The sequence below is a fragment of the Albidovulum denitrificans genome, assembly GCF_002973535.1.
GTDB lineage: Bacteria > Pseudomonadota > Alphaproteobacteria > Rhodobacterales > Rhodobacteraceae > Albidovulum > Albidovulum denitrificans.
Map to the genome: position 1 here is coordinate 37,803 of NZ_PVEP01000001.1, position 19,670 is coordinate 57,472.

Genomic DNA, 19,670 nt, shown 5'->3' on the forward strand with positions numbered 1-19,670 from the left:
AACCGGCCGGGACGGGGTATGGGAAGGCGCGCGACAGGGATGCAGGAGGGGGCGGAACGCGCGGTCGCGGGCCGCATCGCCGCTTCCGGCCGTCTGCGGCTGCGGCACGGGCCGATCGACGTCATTATCGACCTTTCCGGCGACCCTGGCGCGGTGGCGCGGGCCGAGGCGGCGTTGCGGCGTGGCTTCGCGGGGGTGCTGGACGGGCTGGTGGCCGAACTGCCGCTTCTTCGCGCGCCGGTCCAAAGCGACAGCGCCGCGCCCTTTGGCCCGGTCGCCCGCCGGATGATGGCGGCGGCGCGCCCCCATGCCGGGGTCTTCGTGACGCCGATGGCGGCGGTCGCGGGGGCGGTGGCCGATCATCTGCTTTCCATCGCGTTGAGTGCCGCGCCCCTGCGCCGCGCCCTTGTCAACGATGGCGGCGACATCGCGCTGTGGCTGGCCCCCGGTGAGGTCACGCGCCTTGCCGTGGCCGCGCCCGGCGGTCTGCCCGCGCGGATCACGCTTCGCGGCGGTGACGGCATCGGCGGTGTCGCGACAAGCGGCTGGTGCGGGCGCAGCCACTCGCTTGGCATCGCCGACGCGGTGACGGTGCTGGCTGATGATGCGGCCAGCGCCGATGTCGCGGCCACCCTGATCGCCAATGCCGTCGATCTGCCCGGCCACCCCGCCATCCGCCGCTGCCCGGCGCGCGAGCTTGCGCCTGACAGCGATCTCGGCGACCGTCCGGTGGTGGTCGATGTCGCGCCCCTGACGCAAACCGACCGCGACACCGCCCTTCAGGCCGGTCTGACCGTCGCCGAAACCATGCGCGCGCGCGGTCTGATCCGGGGCGCGTTTCTGCATCTTCAGGGCGCCTCGCGCACAGCCGCCCCCGTCGCGCTGCAAACCTCGCTGCACGCGCCCCCCCGACAGGAAGGAGACATGCCATGATAAAGGCCAATATCCGCAAGATCGTGACCGTGGTCGAAGAGGTGCTGACCGAGATGGGGCAACCCGTTTCGCCGCCCACCCGCCGCGCCGCCGCCATCGCGGTGATCGAGAACCCGCTGGCGGGCCGCTATCAGGCCGATCTGGAGGATCTGATGCAGATTGGCGAGGAGCTTGGCGGCCTTCTGGGCGAGAAATGCGTGGCCGCGCTCGGCATCAGCCCGGCAGAGGCGCAAAGCTACGGCAAGGCCGCGCTGGTGGGCGAGAATGGCGAACTGGAACACGCCGCCGCGATCCTGCACCCGCGTCTGGGCAAGCCCTTGCGTGCGGCGGTCGAAAAGGGCGCGGCGCTGGTGCCGTCGAACAAGAAGCGCGGGCCGATGGGGCATCCGCTGGACGTGCCGCTGGGCCACAAGGACGCGGCCTATGTGCGCTCCCATTTCGACGGGATGGAGGTGCGCGTGACCGATGCCCCCCGCGCCGATGAGATCCTTGTGGCGGTCGCCGTCACCGATAGCGGGCGTCCCCTGCCGCGCGTCGGCGGGCTGACCCATGAGGAGGCGGAAGGAAAGGACGGGCTGCGGTGAGCTTGTATCGCCCGCAAGCGCTGGATCGGGCCCTGGCCTTCCTCGGCGAAGGTCCGGCGGCGGTGGTCGCCGGGGGGACCGATGTCTTCCCCGCGCTGGGCCTGCGGCCCGCGCCCGCGCGGGTGCTGGACCTGTCGGCGGTTGAGGGCCTGCGCGGCATCGCGCGGGCGGGCGACGGCTGGCGGATCGGCGCGGCGACGACCTGGACCGATGTGGTGCGCGCCGACCTGCCGCCCCTTTTCGACGCGCTGAAACAGGCCGCCCGGCAGGTCGGATCGGTCCAGATCCAGAATACCGGCACCGTCGCGGGCAATATCTGCAACGCCTCGCCCGCCGCCGATGGCGTTCCCGTCCTGATCGCGATGGAGGCGGAGGTGGAGCTTGCCTCGCATCACGGCACCCGCCGGATGCCGCTTTGCGATTTCATCACCGGCCCGCGCAAAACGGACCTTCGGGAAGGGGAGATCGTGACGGCGCTGCACTTGCCGCACCGTGACGGCGCGCGGTCGGCCTTCGGCAAGCTTGGCAGCCGGACCTATCTGGTCATCTCCATCGTCTCCGCCGCCGTGATCCTGTGGACCGAGGGGCGCATTGTCAGCGGCGCGCGGGTCGCGGTCGGCGCGGCCTCTCCCGTGCCGATGCGGTTGCCCGATGTCGAGGCGGCGCTGGTGGGCCGCGCCCTGTCGGACCTGCCCGGCGCGGTGCTGGCGAACCATCTGGCGGCGCTGACCCCCATCGACGACGTGCGCGCGACGGCCGCCTACCGGCGCGAGGCGGCGCTGGTAATGATCCGCCGCGCGCTGGAAGGACTGGGCCAATGACGAAGATCGCCTTCACGCTGAACGGACAGCCCGCCGAGGCAGGGGTCGGGGGGCTGGAACGGCTCTCCACCACCCTGCGCCGCGATCTCGGCTGCACCGACGTCAAGATCGGCTGCGACGCGGGCGATTGTGGCGCCTGCACGGTGCTGATCGACGGCGAACCCGTCTGCGCCTGCATCACCCCCACCGCGCAGGCCGAAGGGCGGCGGGTGGAAACGCTGACGGGGCTGCACACGGGCGACCCGGTCATGACGCGGCTGACACGGGCCTTCGAACGCCATGGCGCCGCGCAATGCGGCATCTGCACGCCGGGGATGCTGGTTTCCGCCGCAGCACTGCTGCGCGCGGTGCCTGCGCCAGAGGAAGCGCAGGTGCGGGACGCGCTGGGTGGTGTCCTTTGCCGCTGCACCGGCTATCGCAAGATCATCGACGCGGTGCTGGACTGGCAGGGCAGGGACGCGCCGGAAGAGGGCCGCGTCGGCGGCAGGGTCCGCCGCGTCGACGGCGCCCGCAAGGTCGAGGGGCGCGAGGTCTTCGGCGACGATGCCGCGCCCGAGGATGCGGCCGTGCTGCGCGTCATCCGCTCCCCCCACCACCACGCGCGGTTCCGTTTCGGCGACCTTGATGCCTATGCCAAGGCCGAGGGGATCGACCTGATCCTGACCGCCGCCGACATTCCGGGCGAAAACGCCTTTGGCATCGTGCCGGGCTTCATCGACCAGCCGGTCTATGCCGACGGCACAGCCCGCTTTCGGGGGGAGGCCGTCGCGGCGGTCGTGGGCAACGCGGCCCTGATCGCCGCCCTGGACCTTTCCCGCTTCCCCGTGACCTGGGAGGAGAAGGCAGAGGCGCTGACGCCCGACGCCGCCCGCCTGACCGGCGATCTGCACGGGGGCCGCGCCGGAAACGTCATGTGCCGGGGCTTTGTCAGGAAGGGTGACGCCGGGGCGGCGCTGGCGCGGGCCGATGTGGTGGCCGAGGGGACCTGCGAGACGGGCTTTATCGAACACGCCTATATCGAGCCCGAGGCCGGGTTCGCCCGCTGGGTTGACGGCCGCGTCGAACTGACCGGCGGCACCCAGGCGCCGCAGATGAACCGCGAGGCGCTGATGGCGATCCTTGGCCTGCCGGAAAGCGCGATCCGTATCCTGCCGACGGCGGTGGGCGGGGGGTTCGGCTCGAAGCTCGACATCTCCTGGCAGCCCCATGTAGCACTCGCGGCGATGGGGCTGAAACGCCCGGTCCGGGTGCTTTACAGCCGCGCCGACAGCATGTCATCGACCACCAAGCGGCATCCAGCGCGGATGACGGTCAGGGCCGGGGCGACGAAGGACGGCAAGCTTTGCGGTTTCAGCTTTGAGGGGGTGTTCAACACCGGCGCCTATGCCTCATGGGGGCCGACGGTGGCGAACCGGGTGCCGGTCCATGCGGGCGGGCCTTACGCGCATGACGATTACATCGCGAAGTCCGAGGCCGTGCATACCCATTGCGTCCCCGCCGGCGCCTTCCGCGGCTTTGGCGTCCCGCAGGCCGCCATCGCGCAAGAGGCGGTCTTTGACGATCTGGCGCTGGCCCTGGGGATGGACCGGCTGGAGTTCCGCCTCCTGAACGCGCTCGACAACGGGATCCCGACCACCACGGGGCAGGTCTTCGACGGCGCGGTCGGCATCAAACCCTGCCTTGAGGCGCTGCTGCCCGCGTGGCATGAGGGTTTGGCAAAAGCGCGTGATTTCAATGCAAAAGGCGGCGTTCTTAAGAAAGGCGTTGGGGTCGCCTGCGGCTGGTACGGCTGCGGCAACACCTCGCTTCCCAACCCCTCCACCATCCGCGCCGGGATCACGGCGGACGGGCGGATCGTCCTTCATCAGGGCGCGATGGATATCGGTCAGGGCGCGAATACCGTCATCGCCCAGATATTCGCCGAAGCGCTTGGCGTGCCGCTGGAAAAGGTCGAACTTGTCGGCCCCGATACCGATGTGACACCCGATGCGGGCAAGACCTCCGCCTCACGCCAGACCTTCGTGTCGGGCAATGCGGCACGGCTGGCGGGACTTCAACTGCGATCTGAGCTTCTTCGCCTAACGAATTGTCAGGATGGAATAATCGGCTTTGACGATGGCCTGACCGTGGCGGCCGAGGGCGTGACCCATCGGGTGCCATTGGAGCCAACCGAAGGCTACGCGCTTGAGGCGGTCGACTCCTACGATCCGCCGACGCTGCCGCTGGACGAAAACGGTCAGGGCGTGCCATACGCCGTCTACGGCTATACCGCGCAGATGGCCGAGGTGACGGTCGATACGGACCTTGGCACCGTCACCGTCGACCGCATCCATGCCGCCCATGATGTCGGCCGCGCGATCAACCCGCTGCTGGTCGAGGGGCAGATCCATGGCGGTGTGGCCCAGGGCCTCGGCCTCGCGCTGATGGAGGAATATATCCCCGGCCGCACCGACAACCTGCATGACTACCTGATCCCCACCATCGGCGACGTGCCGCCCATCACCTCGCATATCGTCGAGGTGACGGACCCCCACGGCCCCTACGGCGCCAAGGGGCTGGGTGAACATGTGCTGATCCCCACCGCGCCCGCGATCCTGTCGGCGATCCGCCACGCAAGCGGCGCGCGCATCTCAAGGGTTCCGGCGACGCCGGACCGGGTTCTGGCGGCGATCCGCGCCGCGAAGGAGGGCTGACATGGTCCGTCAGACGGTCGAATCCCGCATGGAGGGCAAGATCCGCTGCGATGCCTGCCCGGTCATGTGCTACATCGCCGAAGGCCGCGCCGGGGCCTGCGACCGCTATGCGAATGAGGGCGGCGACCTCGTGCGCCTTGACCCGTTCACGGTCTTGCAGGCGGTGAAGGAAGAGGATGGCGCGGTGGTCCCCTTCCTTGACGGTGACGCGGGCGAATGGGACGGCGACATCCTGCGTTCTGAACGGCCCTTCATCACCGCCATCGGGGCCGGGACCACCTATCCCGACTACAAACCCGCGCCCTTCATCGTCGCGCAGGACCATGACGGGGTCGATATGGTGACGGTGGTGACCGAGGGCATCTTCTCCTACTGCGGGGCCAAGGTGAAGATCGACACCGACCGCTATCTGGGGCCAGAGGCCGCGCCGGTGCGGGTCGAGGGGGAGGCGATCGGCCATGTGATGACGGCCGAATACGGATCGCAGATGCTCTCGCTCGGCGGGGTCCACCACCTGACCGGCGGGTCGAAGAAGGAAGGCCGTGTCACCTGCGACGCGCTTCTCAGGCTTTGCAACCGTGAGGCGGTCACCGTCACCATCGACGGCGGCGCCGAGGTGGTGTTGCAGGCGGGCCGCCCGCCGGTCGTCAACGGGGTTGAGGAACACCTGATGCGGGTTGGCTGCGGGTCCGCCACCATCGGCATGTTCGCCAAGCAATGGCACGGGCTGGTGGATGAGGTCGTCGTGGTCGATGACCACATCACCGGGGTCCTGTCCGAACATCAGGCGGGCAAGCTGCTGGACGTGCCGCCGACCGGCATCAAGATCCTTGGCCACAAGTCCACGCCGGGGCGCTATTTCCGCGTCGCCGATCCCGGCACCGGCTGGGGCGGCACGAATATCGAGGACCCGCTGACCATCCTTGGCCCCTGGCGTGATCCGGCCTGGCCGGGCCTCAGGCTGCTGATGGTCTCAACCACCGGCGAACAGTGGGGGTATTACGAGCTTGACGAAAACCGCGTTCCGCTCCGGCGCGACCTGCCGGAGGCGCTGAAACTCTCGGTCGAACGGATCGCCGAGAATTGCGAGCCTTCGGTGACCTCCGTCCTCTTCATGGGCGGCGCGGGCGGCAGCCTGCGGGCAGGCGTGACGGAAAACCCGGTGCGGCTGACGCGCTCGGTCCGGCAGGCGGTGACCAATGTCACCTGCGGGGGCGCGGAGTGTTATGTCTGGCCCGGCGGCGGCATCACCTTCATGGCCGATGTGATGGACATGCCGACGAACGCCTTCGGCTATGTGCCGACCCCGGCGCTGGTCGCGCCCATCGAATTCACCCTGCGCCTGTCCGATTACGCGGCCCTTGGCGGGCATATGGAGCAGGTCCGCCGGGTGGAGGAGATCGAGGGCCAGATCGAACGGCGGATCCCGCGCGCGAAACGGTAGCGGGCGGCGCGCAGATTCCCCCGGAAAGTGATCGGGGGGGAGTTTTCCGGCCCGGCGCGGCGCCCTATGATGCGCCAAAACGGGCGGGAACCGATGCGGGCAGTCTTCCTTTTTCTTGCGCTTTGTCTGGCGACACTGCGCCCCCTCTGGGCCGATGAACTGTCCGCGCTGGCGCGGCTCGACCCGGCCGCTTCGCGGGTTGTCAACGCAGGCGATGGGATCGCGTTCGATCTGGCGATCAGCCAGGGGGTGCCATACCGCGCCTTTGTCCTTGCCGATCCGGCGCGGCTGGTGATGGATTTCGCCGAGGTCGATTTCACCGGCGCCACGGCGGCCGGGATCGACGAGGCCGCAGGGGTGACGGACCTTGGCTGGGGGCCGATCCGGCCCGGCTGGTCGCGTCTGGTCGCCACGCTTGACGCGCCCTATGCCATCACCAGCGCCGAGGAGCGGGTGGCCGACGATGGCAGCGCGGTGATCCGTGTCCGTCTGACCCCCGTCAACGCCACTGATTTCGCTGCCCGCACCGCGCTTGCCCCCGCCGTCGACCCGCGCTGGACCCTGCCCAGCCCCGCCATCGTGGATCAGCCGAAGCGCCGCCAGACCGGCGAGCGCCCGCTGATCGTGGTGCTGGACCCCGGCCATGGCGGCATCGACCCCGGCGCCGATGCGGGCGGCAAGGTTGAGGCCGAGGTGATGCTGACCTTCGCCCGCGAACTTGCCGACCGGCTGCGGCGCGCAGGCATCACCGTCGTGATGACGCGGGAGGAGGACGTCTTTGTCCCGCTTGAAACCCGGATCAGCATCGCCCGCGCCGCCGGGGCCGATGTCTTCCTGTCGCTGCATGCCGATGCGCTGGCCGAGGGCGAGGCGACGGGGGCCACGGTCTATGAACTGGCCGATCAGGCCACCGACCGGGCGTCCGAACGGCTGGCCGAGCGCCATGACCGCGCCGACCTGCTGGCGGGGATCGACCTGAGCGGGCAGGATGACCTGATCGCCTCAGTGATGATGGACATGGCGCGGACCGAAACCCAGCCCCGCGCGGCACGGCTGGCACGGGACCTGGTGAAGGAGATTCGCGCGCGGGGCGGCAAGATGCACCGCCACCCGATCCAGGGCGCGGCGTTTTCGGTGCTGAAATCGCCCGACATCCCCTCGCTTCTGCTTGAGGTCGGGTTCCTGTCCTCGGCCCGCGACCGGGCGCGGCTGGCCGATCCCGACTGGCGCGCGATGATGCAGGAGGCGATTCTGGCGGCGCTGCGGTCATGGGCCGTGGCGGACGCCGCCGAGGCGAAGCTGATCCGTCAGTGACCGCCCTCGCGTGGCGTCAGGTGTGAGGTGGCAAGGCTCGCCAGCACGCAGAAGGTGAAGAGGTACAGGCCCCAGCCCGTCTCAACCCGCCCGACGCCGACCCCCTTGGCCAGCACGATATAGATCGCGATGAGGAAGATGTCGGCCATCGCCAGCTTGCCGAGGATCCCCAGCGCAGGCAGCAGGCGCGGGGAGGCAAGGTCGAACTGCACCAGCGCCAGGCCGATGGTCTTGAGGTAAGGCGCGAAGATCGCGAGGAACGTCACCAGAAGCGCCAGCGCCACGTCCTTTTCCCAAAGCGCCTGAAGGCCCGAGACGACGGAAATCGCGTCGAGATCGAAGAAGGGCAGAAAGCCCGCGCGCAAAAGCGGCGCGAACCAGGAGACGGGGAAAAGGACCAGAAGGGCAAGGTTCGCAAGACGCAGCATGGCGGTGTGATAGGGCCTGCCGCGCCCGGCGCCAAGCCCGATCAGTATTGCACCCGCCGCCGTTTCGCCCGGCGGGTCAGGATCAGCAGAACCCAAAGCCAGAAACAGACCCAGCCCAGCAGCAGCATCGCCGCCTGAAGCCGGGTCCAGCCGGGATCGCTGCTAAGCAGGATCGCGCTGACCGAAAGAAGCACGAGGTTGAGGATAAAGGCCGCCGCGGAAAACCACATCGCCCCCAGCGCCCAACCCACGGGGCGCCCCTTGGCGCGCGCATATCTGTAGCGGCTGCGGCAGACCAGAAGGCTCAGAAGCGGCGGAACGCATCCGAAAGCCGCCAGAATGACGAGAGAGGGAAGGATCGTCTGTCCGAGCCCCATCGAGCATCTCCATCACCGTCCCCGCGAAAAAAACTAGGGGCGGTACAGGGCAAAGTCAATTTTTACGATAGCTTGGCGGCGAAACTTCGCGTGATCCGGGGGCGCGGCGCGGCGCGGCGCACTAGCGCACCGACTCGATCGGCCCTTCGGCGCGGCCGTGGATGAATTGCTGGACATAAGGGTCCGGCGTCGCGTCCAGTTCCGAAACCGGCCCGGTCCACTGGATGACCCCGCCATGCAGCATCGCCACCTTGTCGGCAATGGCGCGGACCGAGGTCATGTCATGGGTGATGGTCATGGCGGTCGCCCCCATTTCCACCACGATCTCGCGGATCAACTCATTGATGACGCCCGACATGATCGGGTCGAGGCCGGTGGTCGGCTCGTCGAAAAAGATGATCTCCGGCTCGGCGGCGATGGCGCGGGCAAGGCCCACGCGCTTTTGCATGCCCCCCGACAGTTCCGCCGGAAACAGGTCCGCGACGGCAGGTTTCAGACCGACGCGGCGCAGTTTCTCAACCGCGATCTCGCGCGCCTCGGCCTTGGGGCGCTTCTGCGCGCCGCGCAAGAGGCGGAAGGCGACGTTCTGCCAGACCGGCAGGCTGTCGAAAAGCGCGCCGCCCTGAAAGAGCATCCCGAACCGGGCAAGGAACGCATCGCGTGAGGCCCGTTCCGCCGCTTTGCCATCGACAAGGATCTGCCCGCTATCGGGCGTCACAAGGCCAAGGACGCATTTCAGCAGCACCGACTTGCCGGTGCCGGAGCCGCCGATGATCACCATGCTTTCGCCCTTGGGGATCGTCAGGTCGACCCCGTTCAGGACGGTGTTGGCGCCAAAGGCCTTGTGGACGTCACGTAGCTCGATCATGCCGAAAAGAACACCTCCGTCAGGAGGTAGTTCGCCGCCAGGATCAGGACCGATGCGGTGACGACGGCGGTCTTGGTGGCCTTGCCCACGCCCTGCGCGCCGCGGCCCGAATTCATGCCGAAATAGCAGCCCGCCAGCGCCACGATGAACCCGAAGGCCGCGCCCTTCCAGAGGCCCGAGGCGACATCCCAGAATTCGAGGAAGTCGCGGGTGTTCTTCAGATAGGTCGCGGCGTTGAAATCCAGCCGGGTGACGCCGACCAGATAGCCGCCCATGATCCCGATGCTGTCGCCCACCGCGACCAGCGCCGGAACCGCCAGCGTCGCCGCCAGAAGGCGCGGCGCGACAAGGTATTTCATCGGGTTCGTGGACAGCGTCGTCAGCGCGTCGATCTGTTCGGTGACCTTCATCGTGCCGATTTCCGCCGCGATGGAAGAGGCGACCCGCGCCGCGACCATCAGCCCGCCCAGAACCGGCCCAAGCTCTCGCGCCATGCCGATGGCGACGATGGAGGGGACGACGGATTCGGCCGAAAACCGCGCCCCGCCCGCGTAGATCTGCAAGGCCAGCGCGCCGCCGGTGAAGAGCGTGGTCAGACCCACGACAGGCAGGCTGTAATAGCCGATCTGCATCAGCGCGTTGAGGAATTCGCGCGGGTAGAAGGGCGGGCGGAAGATGTGGCTGATCCCGGTCAGCGCGAAAAGCGTGATCTGTCCGATGGCGGCGAGCGCGCCAAGGACCTGCCGTCCAAGGGCGGCAAGCGGTGAGGTCAGCGTCATGCCGCGCCTCCGCGATAGTGGCGGGCATAGCGATGGCCGAGCGCGGTCAGAACCTCATACCCGATGGTGCCCGCCATGGTGGCGAGCGCGTCGACGCCCTGATGCGGGCCGAGGATGTCGAGCGTCTCGGGCGTATCCGCAAGGTCCGTCACATCCACGCCCATCGAATCCATCGACACGCGGCCGACCAGCGGGCAGGGCGTGTCGCCGTGCCAGACCTGCGCCTTCCCCGTCATGGCGCGGATCAACCCGTCGGCATAGCCCGCGCCCAGCGTCGCGATGCGCGAAGGGCGCGACGCGGTCCAGGTGTTGCCGTAACCCACCGTCTCACCCGCCGGGATCTCGCGGATCTGGATCACCGGCAGCGACAGGCGCACGACCGGGGCGGCATCGGCAAAGGGCGCGCCGCCGTAAAGGCCGATGCCAGGGCGGGTGACGTCGAAATGATAGTCGGGGCCAAGCAGGATGCCGCCGGTGGCCGACAGCGACCGGGCAACCCCCGTGCCGTCCGTCATCGCCCGGAAGGCGGCCAGCTGGCGGGCGTTCATCTCATGCCCCGGCTCGTCCGCGCAGGCGAGGTGCGACATCAGAAGGCGCGGCCCGGCGGCCAGCGCCTCGGCCGAAATCGCCCGCCAGTCCGCCGCTTCCAGACCCAGCCGGTTCATGCCGCTGTCGAATTGCAGCCCGAAGGCGTGGCCGGGCAGGGCGGCCCGGTGCCGCGCCCATTGATCGGGCGAATTCAGCATAGGGATCAGGCCCGCATCGCCGATCACCCAGGCATCACCCGCCATATGCCCGGCGAAGACGAAGATCTCCGGCCCGGCGCCGAGGGCGCGGCGGATCGCGGCGCCCTCATGCGCCTCGGCCACGAAGAAGCGGCGCGCGCCCGCGGCGGCAAGGGCCGGGGCAACGGTGCCGGCCCCCAGACCGTAGCAATCCGCCTTGACCACCGCGCCCGCCTCCGCCGCGCCGGACAGCGCCGACAAGGCCCGCCAGTTGCGGGTGATCGCGTCGAGGTCGATGGAAAGAACCGCCTGTGCCATGGCGCATCTTTTCGCAGGCGTCGCGGCGGGGTGCAAGGGCCATGGCGGTGGCGGCAAGCGGGGTCAGAAGTCGCTGTCCATCCGCATCCGCCGCCACATCTTTTCGCCGATCTCGCAATCATAGGCGGCGGCAGCCTGCACCGGGATCACACGCTCCACCGGCGCCCCGGCAATCTCAAGCACCAGCTTGCGGGTGACGGCTTCGGCGAAATCCTCCCACCCGGTGACCGGCATGACGAACGCGCCCGGCCCGCCGATCACGCAAAGCTCATAATAGCGGTCAAGGTCGTCGATCCGCATGAAGCTGCCATCCTCCGTCATCAGGGGCAGCCCGTTGACGGTGATGCCCTGCGCCACGACCGCATCGCGCGCCGCCGTCACAAGACCGCCCTGATTGTTCGGCCCGTCGCCGGAAATGTCGATGACGCGCCGCATCCCCTCAAACCCGTTATCGTCGAAATACCCGGCCCCGAAGCGCAGCGCGGCGGTGATGGAGGTGCGGCTTTGGCGCGTGGTCCGGTCGGTTTCCAGCAGATCGGCAACCGCCAGCAGATCATCGCGGCTTTCGATCAGACGCCAGTCCTGAATGACCCGCCGCCGCGTCTCCCCCGCCCATTCGACGTAAGCAAGCGCCATCCGCCCCGTCAGCGCCCGCCCCAAGGCCGCCGCGACCGCATCGCTGCGCAGTGCCTCGACATAGCCCTGTCGTTGCAATTCCAGCTCCGACGCGGACATGGAGCGGGAAACATCGACCAGAAGCAGAAGCTCCAGATCGACCTCCTCGGCCTTCGCGGGCGCCGCCAGAAGCGCCAGAACGGGCAGGACATAGCGCATGGGCAAAGCGTCGCCCGAAGGCCGCTGCCTGTCCAATCACGAATGCGGGGGGCCTAGAAGTTGCCGTCGCCCTGCTGCCACGCCTTCACGAGGTTGCCGAAGCGGGTGAAACGCGCCTCGAAGCTCAGCTCCACGGTGCCGATCGGCCCGTGACGCTGCTTGCCGATGATGACCTCGGCCTTGCCATGGACCTGTTCCATGACCTCCTGCCACTTCGCCATCCCCTCAAGGTCATGATCGCCGGGCTTTTCGCGTTCCTTGTAGTATTCCTCGCGGAACACGAACATGACCACGTCGGCGTCCTGCTCGATCGAGCCGGATTCCCGCAGGTCCGACAGTTGCGGGCGCTTGTCGTCGCGGCTTTCGACCTGACGCGACAGCTGCGACAGCGCGATGACCGGGATGCTGAGTTCCTTTGCCAGGGCCTTGAGACCCATGGAAATCTCCGCAATCTCCTGCACCCGGTTGTCGCCCTTTCCGGTGCCGCGCAAAAGCTGAAGGTAGTCGACAAAGACGACGTCAAGCCCATGCGTCCGCTTCAGCCGCCGGCAGCGCGCCGCGACCTGGCTGATCGGCAGGGCGGGCGTGTCGTCGATATATAGCGGGCAGCTTTCCAGCGCCTTCGCGGCCTCGACGAAACGGCGGAATTCCCCTTCGGTCATGTCGCCGCGCCGGATCTGTTCAGAGGGCACCTCGGACGCCTCGGAAAGGATCCGCGCCGCCAGTTGCTCGGCCGACATTTCCAGCGAAAAGAACCCCACCGCGCCGCCATTCACCGCGCCCTCGCTGCCATCGGGGCGCTTGCCCTTCTTGTAGGCCTTGGCGATGTTGAAGGCGATGTTGGTGGCCAGCGACGTCTTCCCCATCGACGGCCGCCCGGCCAGGATCAGAAGGTCGGACGGATGCAAACCGCCCAGCTTCTTGTCCAGATCGACAAGGCCGGTCGATACCCCCGACAGCGCCCCTTCGCGCTGATAGGCGGCGAGGGCCGTCTGCACCGCCTCGGTCGTGGCCTTCAGGAACGACACGAAGCCCTTTTCCACCGTCCCCTGCTCGGCCAGCGTGTAAAGCCGCTGCTCGGCCTCGGTGATCTGGTCCTTGGGGTCGCTGTCGACCTCGATCCGCCGCGCCCGGTCGGAAATGTCACGGCCCAGCGACATCAACTCGCGCCGCACGGCAAGGTCATAGATCATCTGCGCATAATCGCGCGCCGCGAAGGCGGAGATCGCCGATCCGGCAAGACGGGCGAGGTAGGCCGGGCCGCCAAGCTCCTTCAGCCCCTCATCCTCTTCCAGATAGGCCTTCAGCGTGACCGGCGAGGCGAGCGCGTTCTTCTGGATCCGCGCCACCGCGATCTCGAAGATACGGGCATGGACCGGCTCGAAGAAATGCTCGGCCTTCACCAGCGCCGCGATACGGTCGTAGATGTCGTTATTCGTCAGAATGGCGCCGAGCAGCTGCTGTTCGGCCTCGATATTATGCGGAAGCGTGTCTTCCTCCGGCGCGTTCGACACCGCGCGGAGCGCCGCTACATCGTTCATCACTGTCCCCCGTTCTGAGCGAAGGGATATGCGCGATACCGGCCCGCCACGCAAATTGTATATTGCTGTGGATGATCGGTGGATAAGCCCCTGAAGCCCATATCCTGCGCTCGATGCGACCGCGATGTCAACATCTGGTCCGCCCGGCGCGCCTGCCTTGCGGCCATCCGCCGCCGATCCGGGCCTAGACCTTCTGCCGCGCCGCCTGCCAGGGGCGCGGATTGGTCAGGAAGGCCTCGACCTCGTCCAGCGTGTCCTTGTCGAAGGCGCCCGATTCGCGCGCCTCGGCCAGAACGTCCCACCAGGTGCAGAGGTAATGCAGCTTGACCCCATGCGCATCGAGCGTCGGAACCGTTTCCGGGAAGATGCCGTAATAGAAGATCACCGCCGTATGGCCGCAGCTTGCCCCGGTGTCGCGGATCGCATCGACGAAGGACAGCTTCGACCCGCCATCGGTCGTCAGATCCTCGACCAGAAGCACGCGCTGGCCTTCGCTCATCGCGCCCTCGATCCGGGCATTGCGGCCATAGCCCTTGGGCTTCTTGCGCACATAGGTCATCGGCAGCGCCAGCCGTTCGGCCACCATGGCGGCAAAGGGAATGCCCGCCGTCTCGCCGCCTGCGATGTTGTCGAAGGCCTCGAACCCCGCCTCGCGCATCACGGTGACGGCTAGGAAATCCATCAGCGTGGAACGGATGCGGGGGAAGGAGATCAGCTTGCGGCAGTCGATATAGGTCGGCGAGGGCAGGCCCGAGGCCAGCGTGAAAGGCTCGGCCGCGTTGAAATGCACCGCCTTGATCTCAAGCAACATCCGCGCGGTCAACCGGGCGATTTCCTCTTTCGGCGGGAAGGAGCTTGGGATCATCGTTCGGCCCTCATGCTTTCAGTGTGGTTCAAATACTCCCCGCGGAGCGTCCAGCCCTGGCCGGGGAAGCCTCCGGCGGGAGTATTTCGGCCACCGTGAAAGATCAACAGCTCACCGACCAGTGAACCGGGAAACCCGGATCGAAGACGGTGACGGTTCCGGCACCCGTGTCGATCTTCGCGGGGAAGCTTGCCGGGCGGTCGGTTTTTTCCAGCGTGATGCGGTCTTCGTTCGCGGGCAGGCCGTAGAAGGCGGCGCCGCTCAGCGAGGTGAAGGTCTCCAGCCGGTCCATCGCGCCCTCTTCCTCGAACACATGGGCGAGAAGCGCCATGGTGTTCGTTGCGGTGAAGCAGCCCGCGCAGCCGCAGGCATGTTCCTTCAGCGCATCGGGATGGGGGGCGCTGTCGGTGCCGAGGAAGAAGCGCGCGGCCCCGCTGGTGGCGGCGGCGCGCAGGGCAAGGCGGTGTTCCTCGCGCTTGGCGACGGGCAGGCAGTAGTAATGCGGCTTGATCCCCCCCGCGAGGATGTGGTTGCGGTTGATGATCAGGTGATGGGTGGTGATCGTGGCGGCAAGGTCGTCGCCTTGCGCGCTGGCATAGTCCACGCCGTCCTTCGTCGTGATATGTTCCATCACCACCCGCAGGCCCGGCGTCGCGCGGCGGATCGGGTCCAGCACGCGGTCGATGAACACCGCCTCGCGGTCGAAGATGTCGATGGCGCTGTCGGTCACCTCGCCATGAACGCAAAGCGGCAGGCCAATCTCCGCCATCGTCTCCAGCACGCCGCGCACCTTGTCGAAGTCGCGCACGCCGGAGGCGGAGTTGGTCGTGGCCCCGGCAGGGTAGAGCTTCACCGCCTTCACAAGGCCCGACGCATGGGCGACGGCGACATCGGCGGGGTCCGTCGCCTCGGTCAGGTAAAGCGTCATCAGCGGTTCGAACGCCATGCCTTCGGGCAGGGCGGCGAGGATGCGCTCGCGATAGGCGGCGGCGTCCCTGGCCGTCACCACCGGCGGCACGAGGTTCGGCATGATGATGGCGCGGGCGAAGTGGCGCGCGGTTTCCGGCAGCACGGCCTTCAGCATCGCGCCATCGCGCAGGTGCAGGTGCATGTCGTCGGGGCGGCGGAGCGTGATCTGGGTCATGGCGATGCCCTAGCGCGTTCGCGCCGCGCTTTCCATCGCGTTCCGCGCCGGTGTGCGAAGAATTTCGCCGGGCGGTCAGGGTCGTGCGGTTTCTTTCCGCAACGCGGCGCGGTGCTGCTAGGTTCGGGCATGTGCGACAGGAGGAATGATCCCATGACCCGATATGCCGGCGGCTGCCAATGTGGCGCGGTGCGCTACGAGGTGGAATGCAGTCTCGACCAGCCCATCACCTGCAACTGCTCGCGCTGTCAGAAGCTGGGCTCGGTCCTGGTCTTCGCGCCGCGCGACGGGTTCACGCTGCTGAGCGGCGAGGGAGAGCTGAGCGAATATCTCTTCAACACGCGCGCCATCCGCCATCTTTTCTGCAAGACCTGCGGGATCGAGAGCTTTTCATACGGTCAGATGCCCGACGGCACGCCGATGGTCGCAATCAACGCGAACTGCCTTGACGGGGTGGAGCCGCGGGAGTTGACGCCGCAGCATTATGACGGGCGGTCGGTCTAGCGCCGCGATCTCTGAAAGGTGTGGGGCGGGGACGGCCGTTTCGTGTTATCCTGAACGGATCGGGCGCCGCGTTGGACGGGTGATCCGTTCCCCATGCCGCGTGCGCCCTTTGCAAAGGAGGGCGCGAGATGACCCAAACGATTGGCAACCCGCTGTCCTGGGGCGCGCAGGCCCTGGGCCTTGCCGGGCATGACATTGCCGAGGTGGCGCAAGAGGTCCGCGGCAGGACCGCGGCGGATCCCCTCATCCGGCGCATCGACACCGAGGATCTGCGCGAGGCGCTGCGGCTGGGCCTGGCGGATTTCGCGGCGCTGAGGACGGATGTCATGGCGGCCTGCGTGATCTATCCGGTGATCGGCATGGCGCTGATCTGGGCGGCGTTCCACCAGAACGCGCTGCCCTTGGTCTTTCCGCTGATCTCGGGCTTCCTGCTGATCGCGCCCGCCGCCGCGATCGGGCTTTATGAGATGAGCCGGAGGCGCGAGGCGGGGCTGCCCGCAAGCTGGGGCGATGCCTTTGCGGTGCTGCGATCGCCCCGGATCGGGGCGATGCTGGTCCTGTCGGTGGGGCTTTTCGCGCTGTTCCTGACCTGGCTGGTCGTCGCGCATATGGTGTTCCTGCTGACCCTCGGCCCCGATCTTCCGGCCTCGGTCGCGGTGTTCCTGTCCGAGGTCTTCACGACCCCTGCCGGCTGGGCGATGATGCTGATCGGCATCGCGGTGGGCTTTGTCTTTGCCGCCGTGACGCTGGCCGCGACCGTGGTGACCTTCCCGATGCTCGTCGACCGGCCGGTGGGGCTGCCCCTGGCCATCGTGACCTCGCTGCGCGTCACGGGGCGCAATCCGAGCTTGGTGGCGGTCTGGGGCGCGGTGCTGGCCGGGTCGATGGTGCTGGGGTCGCTGCCCTTCCTTCTGGGCCTTGCGGTCGTGCTGCCGGTTCTGGGCCATGCAAGCTGGCATCTTTACCGCCGCGCGGTGGGCTTTGCGGGCGAGGTTCGGGCCTGAAATGCTATAGCCCTTGAAGCGGAGGGGGAACCGGGCCACATTCAAGGGATGAAGGGCCGGGTGATGATCGCGAAACCGTTTCTTGCTGTGCCGCTGCTTGCAGCGCTTTGGGCCTGTGCGCCCGCGCCGGGCTTTGTCTCGACGCCGGGGGTGCGTGACATCACGGCGGCCGAGGCCGCGCAATGCACCTATGTCAGCGATTTCCGGGTCAAGCCGCCGGTCTTCGGGCCGTTCGCGGCCAAGGGGGTCGATTATGCGCGCAATCAGGTCCGCGCGGATGCGCAGGATGCGGGCGCGAATGCGATCATCTTCGACGCCGCGCCCGGCGTCACGGTCTATGAGGTACATGCCGTTGCCTATCGCTGCTGACCGGCTTGCGGGCGCGCTGGCGTCGCTTTGGCTGTCGCTTGCGCCGGTCGCCGCCGTCGCGGCCGATTGCCCGGTGCCGGGCGATACCGGGGTCCGCGCCGAATATGCCGATGGCGGGGTGGTGGACTATCGCCTTCTGCCGGACGGCCAGGTGGAGGTCTTCGAACCCGCCGCCGGGGGCGCGGGCGAGGGGCTGGTCTTCACCAGCCTTTATGGGGTCTACGACCTGACCGTGGCGGCGCGGGACGCGGATGGCGGAACCGATCCCGACCGGACGCTTCGCTATGGATATGCCACCGACGACCACCCGCTCGCCCGGCCCGAAAGCGGCGCGGTCTGGGTCGGGACGGCGGTGACGCACTGGCCCGACGGGTCCGAGACCGCCGAGACCGCCGCCTATGTCTTCGGCCGCGAGGGGGAGCGGCAGCTATCGGGCTGCACCTATCGCACGATCCCGGTCAAGGTCACCTTCATGGACGATCGGGGCTGGGTGGCGCAGGACCTGCTCTATTTCATCGATTTCGGCCTGTCAGTCGCCACCGGGCGGCAGCACGTCACCGACCGCGCCCCGCGCTGGCGCGCGCTGGCCGGGCTGGTGCCGATCACGCCTTAAGCGTCAGTTCCCGCGCCGGACGAAGCGGCCGGCATCCTCGGCCGCCGCTTTCAGCGCCTTGGATTTGTTGACGGTTTCCTGCCATTCCGCCTCGGGGTCGCTGTCATAGACGACGCCGCCCCCGGCCTGGATGTAAAGCTTGCCGTCCTTCACCACCGCTGTCCTCAGCGCGATGCAGAAATCCATCTCGCCATTGGCGGCGAAATAGCCGACGCCGCCGCCATAGATGCCGCGCTTTTCGGGTTCCAGCTCGTCGATGATCTCCATCGCGCGGACCTTGGGCGCGCCAGAGACGGTGCCTGCGGGCAGACCGGCCAGAAGGGCCGACAGCGCATCCTCATCCTCGCGGATTTCCCCCACCACGTTCGAGACGATGTGCATGACGTGGGAATAGCGCTCGATGATGAACTTCTCGGTCGGGTGGACGGTGCCGATCCTGGCCACCCGCCCCACGTCGTTGCGCCCGAGGTCGAGCAGCATGAGGTGTTCGGCCAGTTCCTTCTTGTCGGCCAGCAGATCGGCCTCATAGGCGCGGTCTTCCTCCGGCGTCGCGCCGCGCGGGCGGGTGCCTGCGATGGGGCGGATCGTGACCTCGCCATCGCGCACCCGCACCAGAATCTCGGGGCTGGCGCCGACGATGTGGAAATCGCCGAAGTTGAAGAAGGTCAGGAAGGGCGAGGGGTTGGTGCGCCGGAGCGAGCGGTAGAGCGCGAAGGGCGGCAGGGCGAAATCGGCGGTCCAGCGCTGCGAGGGGACGACCTGAAAGATGTCGCCCGCGCGGATATAGTCCTTGGCCTTTTCCACGGCGGCCTTGTAGGCGTCATGGCTGAAGTTCGACCGCAATTCGCCCACCGTCGCCAGATCGCCCAGCGACCGGCTTTCACCGGCGGGTGCGCGTTCCAGATCGCGGACCGCGTCCATCACCCGCTCGGCGGCCTGCGCATAGGCGGCGCGTGCCGACAGGCCGGAATTGGCCCAGGCGGGGGAACAGACGGTGACCTCGCCCTTCACGCCATCGAGAACGGCGATGATGGTCGGGCGCATCAGCACCGCGTCGGGGGCGCCGATCGGGTCGGGGTTGACGTTCGGCAGGTGTTCGACCAGCCGGATCATGTCATAGCCGAGATAGCCGAAAAGCCCCGCCGCGATGGCCGGTATCCCTTCGGGCATGTCGATCCGGCTTTCGGCGATCAGCGCGCGCAGCGTGTCCAGCGGATGGCCCGACAACGGCTCGAAAGCATCGGCGTCGAACCGCGCCTGGCGGTTGATCCGGCTTGTCGTGCCGTGGCAATCCCAGATCACATCGGGCTTCATCCCGATGACGGAATAGCGCCCGCGCACCTCGCCCCCGGTGACCGATTCGAGCATGAAGCTCATCGGTTGGGCCTCGGCCAGTTTCAGCATCAGCGACACGGGCGTGTCGAGATCGGCGGCCAGCCGCGTATAGACAAGCTGGTTGCGCCCGGCGGCAAAGCCTGCCTCGAACTCCGCGAAGGTGGGGGTCAGAGCCAT

General features: G+C 67.9%; 20 protein-coding genes. 10 read left to right on the top strand and 10 right to left on the bottom strand.

Annotated features, from left to right (window positions below; all coding sequences use genetic code 11):
• Positions 1-39: 39 nt before the first annotated feature.
• The 6 genes from LX70_RS00215 (at position 40) to LX70_RS00240 (ending at position 7,789) form a co-directional block, all read left to right on the top strand.
• Positions 40-933 carry a UPF0280 family protein gene (locus LX70_RS00215; protein WP_105512542.1) on the top strand — a complete coding sequence of 298 codons (894 nt, stop codon included), beginning with the start codon at positions 40-42 and terminating at the stop codon, positions 931-933.
• On the top strand, positions 933-1,517 hold the full coding sequence (locus LX70_RS00220) for an amino acid synthesis family protein (RefSeq protein ID WP_105513515.1): 585 nt from the start codon (positions 933-935) through the stop codon (positions 1,515-1,517). The genes LX70_RS00215 and LX70_RS00220 overlap by 1 nt, the downstream gene beginning before the upstream one ends.
• Positions 1,514-2,338 (top strand): FAD binding domain-containing protein, encoded by an 825-nt coding sequence (locus LX70_RS00225; protein WP_105512543.1) that lies wholly within the window; start codon positions 1,514-1,516, stop codon positions 2,336-2,338. The genes LX70_RS00220 and LX70_RS00225 overlap by 4 nt, the downstream gene beginning before the upstream one ends.
• Complete coding sequence (locus LX70_RS00230; protein ID WP_105512544.1) at positions 2,335-5,031, top strand: molybdopterin-dependent oxidoreductase; 2,697 nt, start codon at positions 2,335-2,337, stop codon at positions 5,029-5,031. The genes LX70_RS00225 and LX70_RS00230 overlap by 4 nt, the downstream gene beginning before the upstream one ends.
• A 1-nt stretch (position 5,032) precedes the next feature.
• On the top strand, positions 5,033-6,475 hold the full coding sequence (locus LX70_RS00235; protein ID WP_105512545.1) for a 6-hydroxynicotinate reductase: 1,443 nt from the start codon (positions 5,033-5,035) through the stop codon (positions 6,473-6,475).
• 93 nt (positions 6,476-6,568) lie between these two features.
• Positions 6,569-7,789 carry an N-acetylmuramoyl-L-alanine amidase gene (locus tag LX70_RS00240; protein WP_105513516.1) on the top strand — a complete coding sequence of 407 codons (1,221 nt, stop codon included), beginning with the start codon at positions 6,569-6,571 and terminating at the stop codon, positions 7,787-7,789.
• Here LX70_RS00240 and LX70_RS00245 read toward each other — a convergent pair.
• From LX70_RS00245 to pyrC, 9 genes are all read right to left on the bottom strand, one after another.
• Positions 7,783-8,217: a paraquat-inducible protein A gene (locus tag LX70_RS00245; protein ID WP_105512546.1), complete on the bottom strand. Its 435-nt coding sequence runs from the start codon at positions 8,215-8,217 to the stop codon at positions 7,783-7,785. The two genes, LX70_RS00240 and LX70_RS00245, sit on opposite strands and share 7 nt — an antisense overlap.
• Positions 8,218-8,258: 41 nt before the next feature.
• On the bottom strand, positions 8,259-8,594 hold the full coding sequence (locus LX70_RS00250) for a hypothetical protein (RefSeq protein ID WP_105512547.1): 336 nt from the start codon (positions 8,592-8,594) through the stop codon (positions 8,259-8,261).
• Between the two features lie 121 nt (positions 8,595-8,715).
• On the bottom strand, positions 8,716-9,462 hold the full coding sequence (locus LX70_RS00255; RefSeq protein WP_105512548.1) for an ABC transporter ATP-binding protein: 747 nt from the start codon (positions 9,460-9,462) through the stop codon (positions 8,716-8,718).
• Positions 9,459-10,241, bottom strand: coding sequence for an MlaE family ABC transporter permease (locus LX70_RS00260; protein WP_105512549.1), 783 nt, complete (start codon positions 10,239-10,241; stop codon positions 9,459-9,461). The genes LX70_RS00255 and LX70_RS00260 overlap by 4 nt, the downstream gene beginning before the upstream one ends.
• Positions 10,238-11,284: an alanine racemase gene (gene alr / locus LX70_RS00265; RefSeq protein WP_105512550.1), complete on the bottom strand. Its 1,047-nt coding sequence runs from the start codon at positions 11,282-11,284 to the stop codon at positions 10,238-10,240. The genes LX70_RS00260 and alr overlap by 4 nt, the downstream gene beginning before the upstream one ends.
• A gap of 63 nt (positions 11,285-11,347) precedes the next feature.
• A complete protein-coding gene (locus LX70_RS00270; protein WP_105512551.1) occupies positions 11,348-12,118 on the bottom strand; it encodes a DUF1194 domain-containing protein in 771 nt (256 codons plus the stop codon).
• Between the two features lie 53 nt (positions 12,119-12,171).
• The gene (locus LX70_RS00275; protein ID WP_105512552.1) at positions 12,172-13,659 is read right to left on the bottom strand and encodes a replicative DNA helicase; all 1,488 of its coding nucleotides are present in this window, start codon (positions 13,657-13,659) and stop codon (positions 12,172-12,174) included.
• Positions 13,660-13,843: 184 nt separating this feature from the next.
• A complete protein-coding gene (locus LX70_RS00280) occupies positions 13,844-14,524 on the bottom strand; it encodes an orotate phosphoribosyltransferase (RefSeq protein WP_105512553.1) in 681 nt (226 codons plus the stop codon).
• Between the two features lie 103 nt (positions 14,525-14,627).
• Entirely contained in the window at positions 14,628-15,668 is a 1,041-nt protein-coding gene (gene pyrC / locus LX70_RS00285) for a dihydroorotase (RefSeq protein WP_105512554.1), read from the bottom strand.
• A 153-nt stretch (positions 15,669-15,821) separates the two neighbouring features.
• Between pyrC and LX70_RS00290 the strand changes: the two genes are divergently transcribed.
• The 4 genes from LX70_RS00290 (at position 15,822) to LX70_RS00305 (ending at position 18,158) form a co-directional block, all read left to right on the top strand.
• Complete coding sequence (locus LX70_RS00290; protein ID WP_105512555.1) at positions 15,822-16,172, top strand: GFA family protein; 351 nt, start codon at positions 15,822-15,824, stop codon at positions 16,170-16,172.
• Positions 16,173-16,300: 128 nt separating this feature from the next.
• Positions 16,301-17,176 carry a DUF2189 domain-containing protein gene (locus LX70_RS00295; protein WP_105512556.1) on the top strand — a complete coding sequence of 292 codons (876 nt, stop codon included), beginning with the start codon at positions 16,301-16,303 and terminating at the stop codon, positions 17,174-17,176.
• Positions 17,177-17,239: 63 nt separating this feature from the next.
• Positions 17,240-17,545, top strand: coding sequence for a hypothetical protein (locus LX70_RS00300; RefSeq protein ID WP_146111522.1), 306 nt, complete (start codon positions 17,240-17,242; stop codon positions 17,543-17,545).
• Positions 17,529-18,158, top strand: a complete 630-nt coding sequence (locus LX70_RS00305) for a hypothetical protein (protein WP_105512558.1) — start codon at positions 17,529-17,531, stop codon at positions 18,156-18,158. The genes LX70_RS00300 and LX70_RS00305 overlap by 17 nt, the downstream gene beginning before the upstream one ends.
• Before the next feature lie 3 nt (positions 18,159-18,161).
• Here LX70_RS00305 and trpE read toward each other — a convergent pair whose 3' ends face one another.
• Positions 18,162-19,670, bottom strand: a complete 1,509-nt coding sequence (trpE, locus tag LX70_RS00310; protein ID WP_105512559.1) for an anthranilate synthase component I — start codon at positions 19,668-19,670, stop codon at positions 18,162-18,164.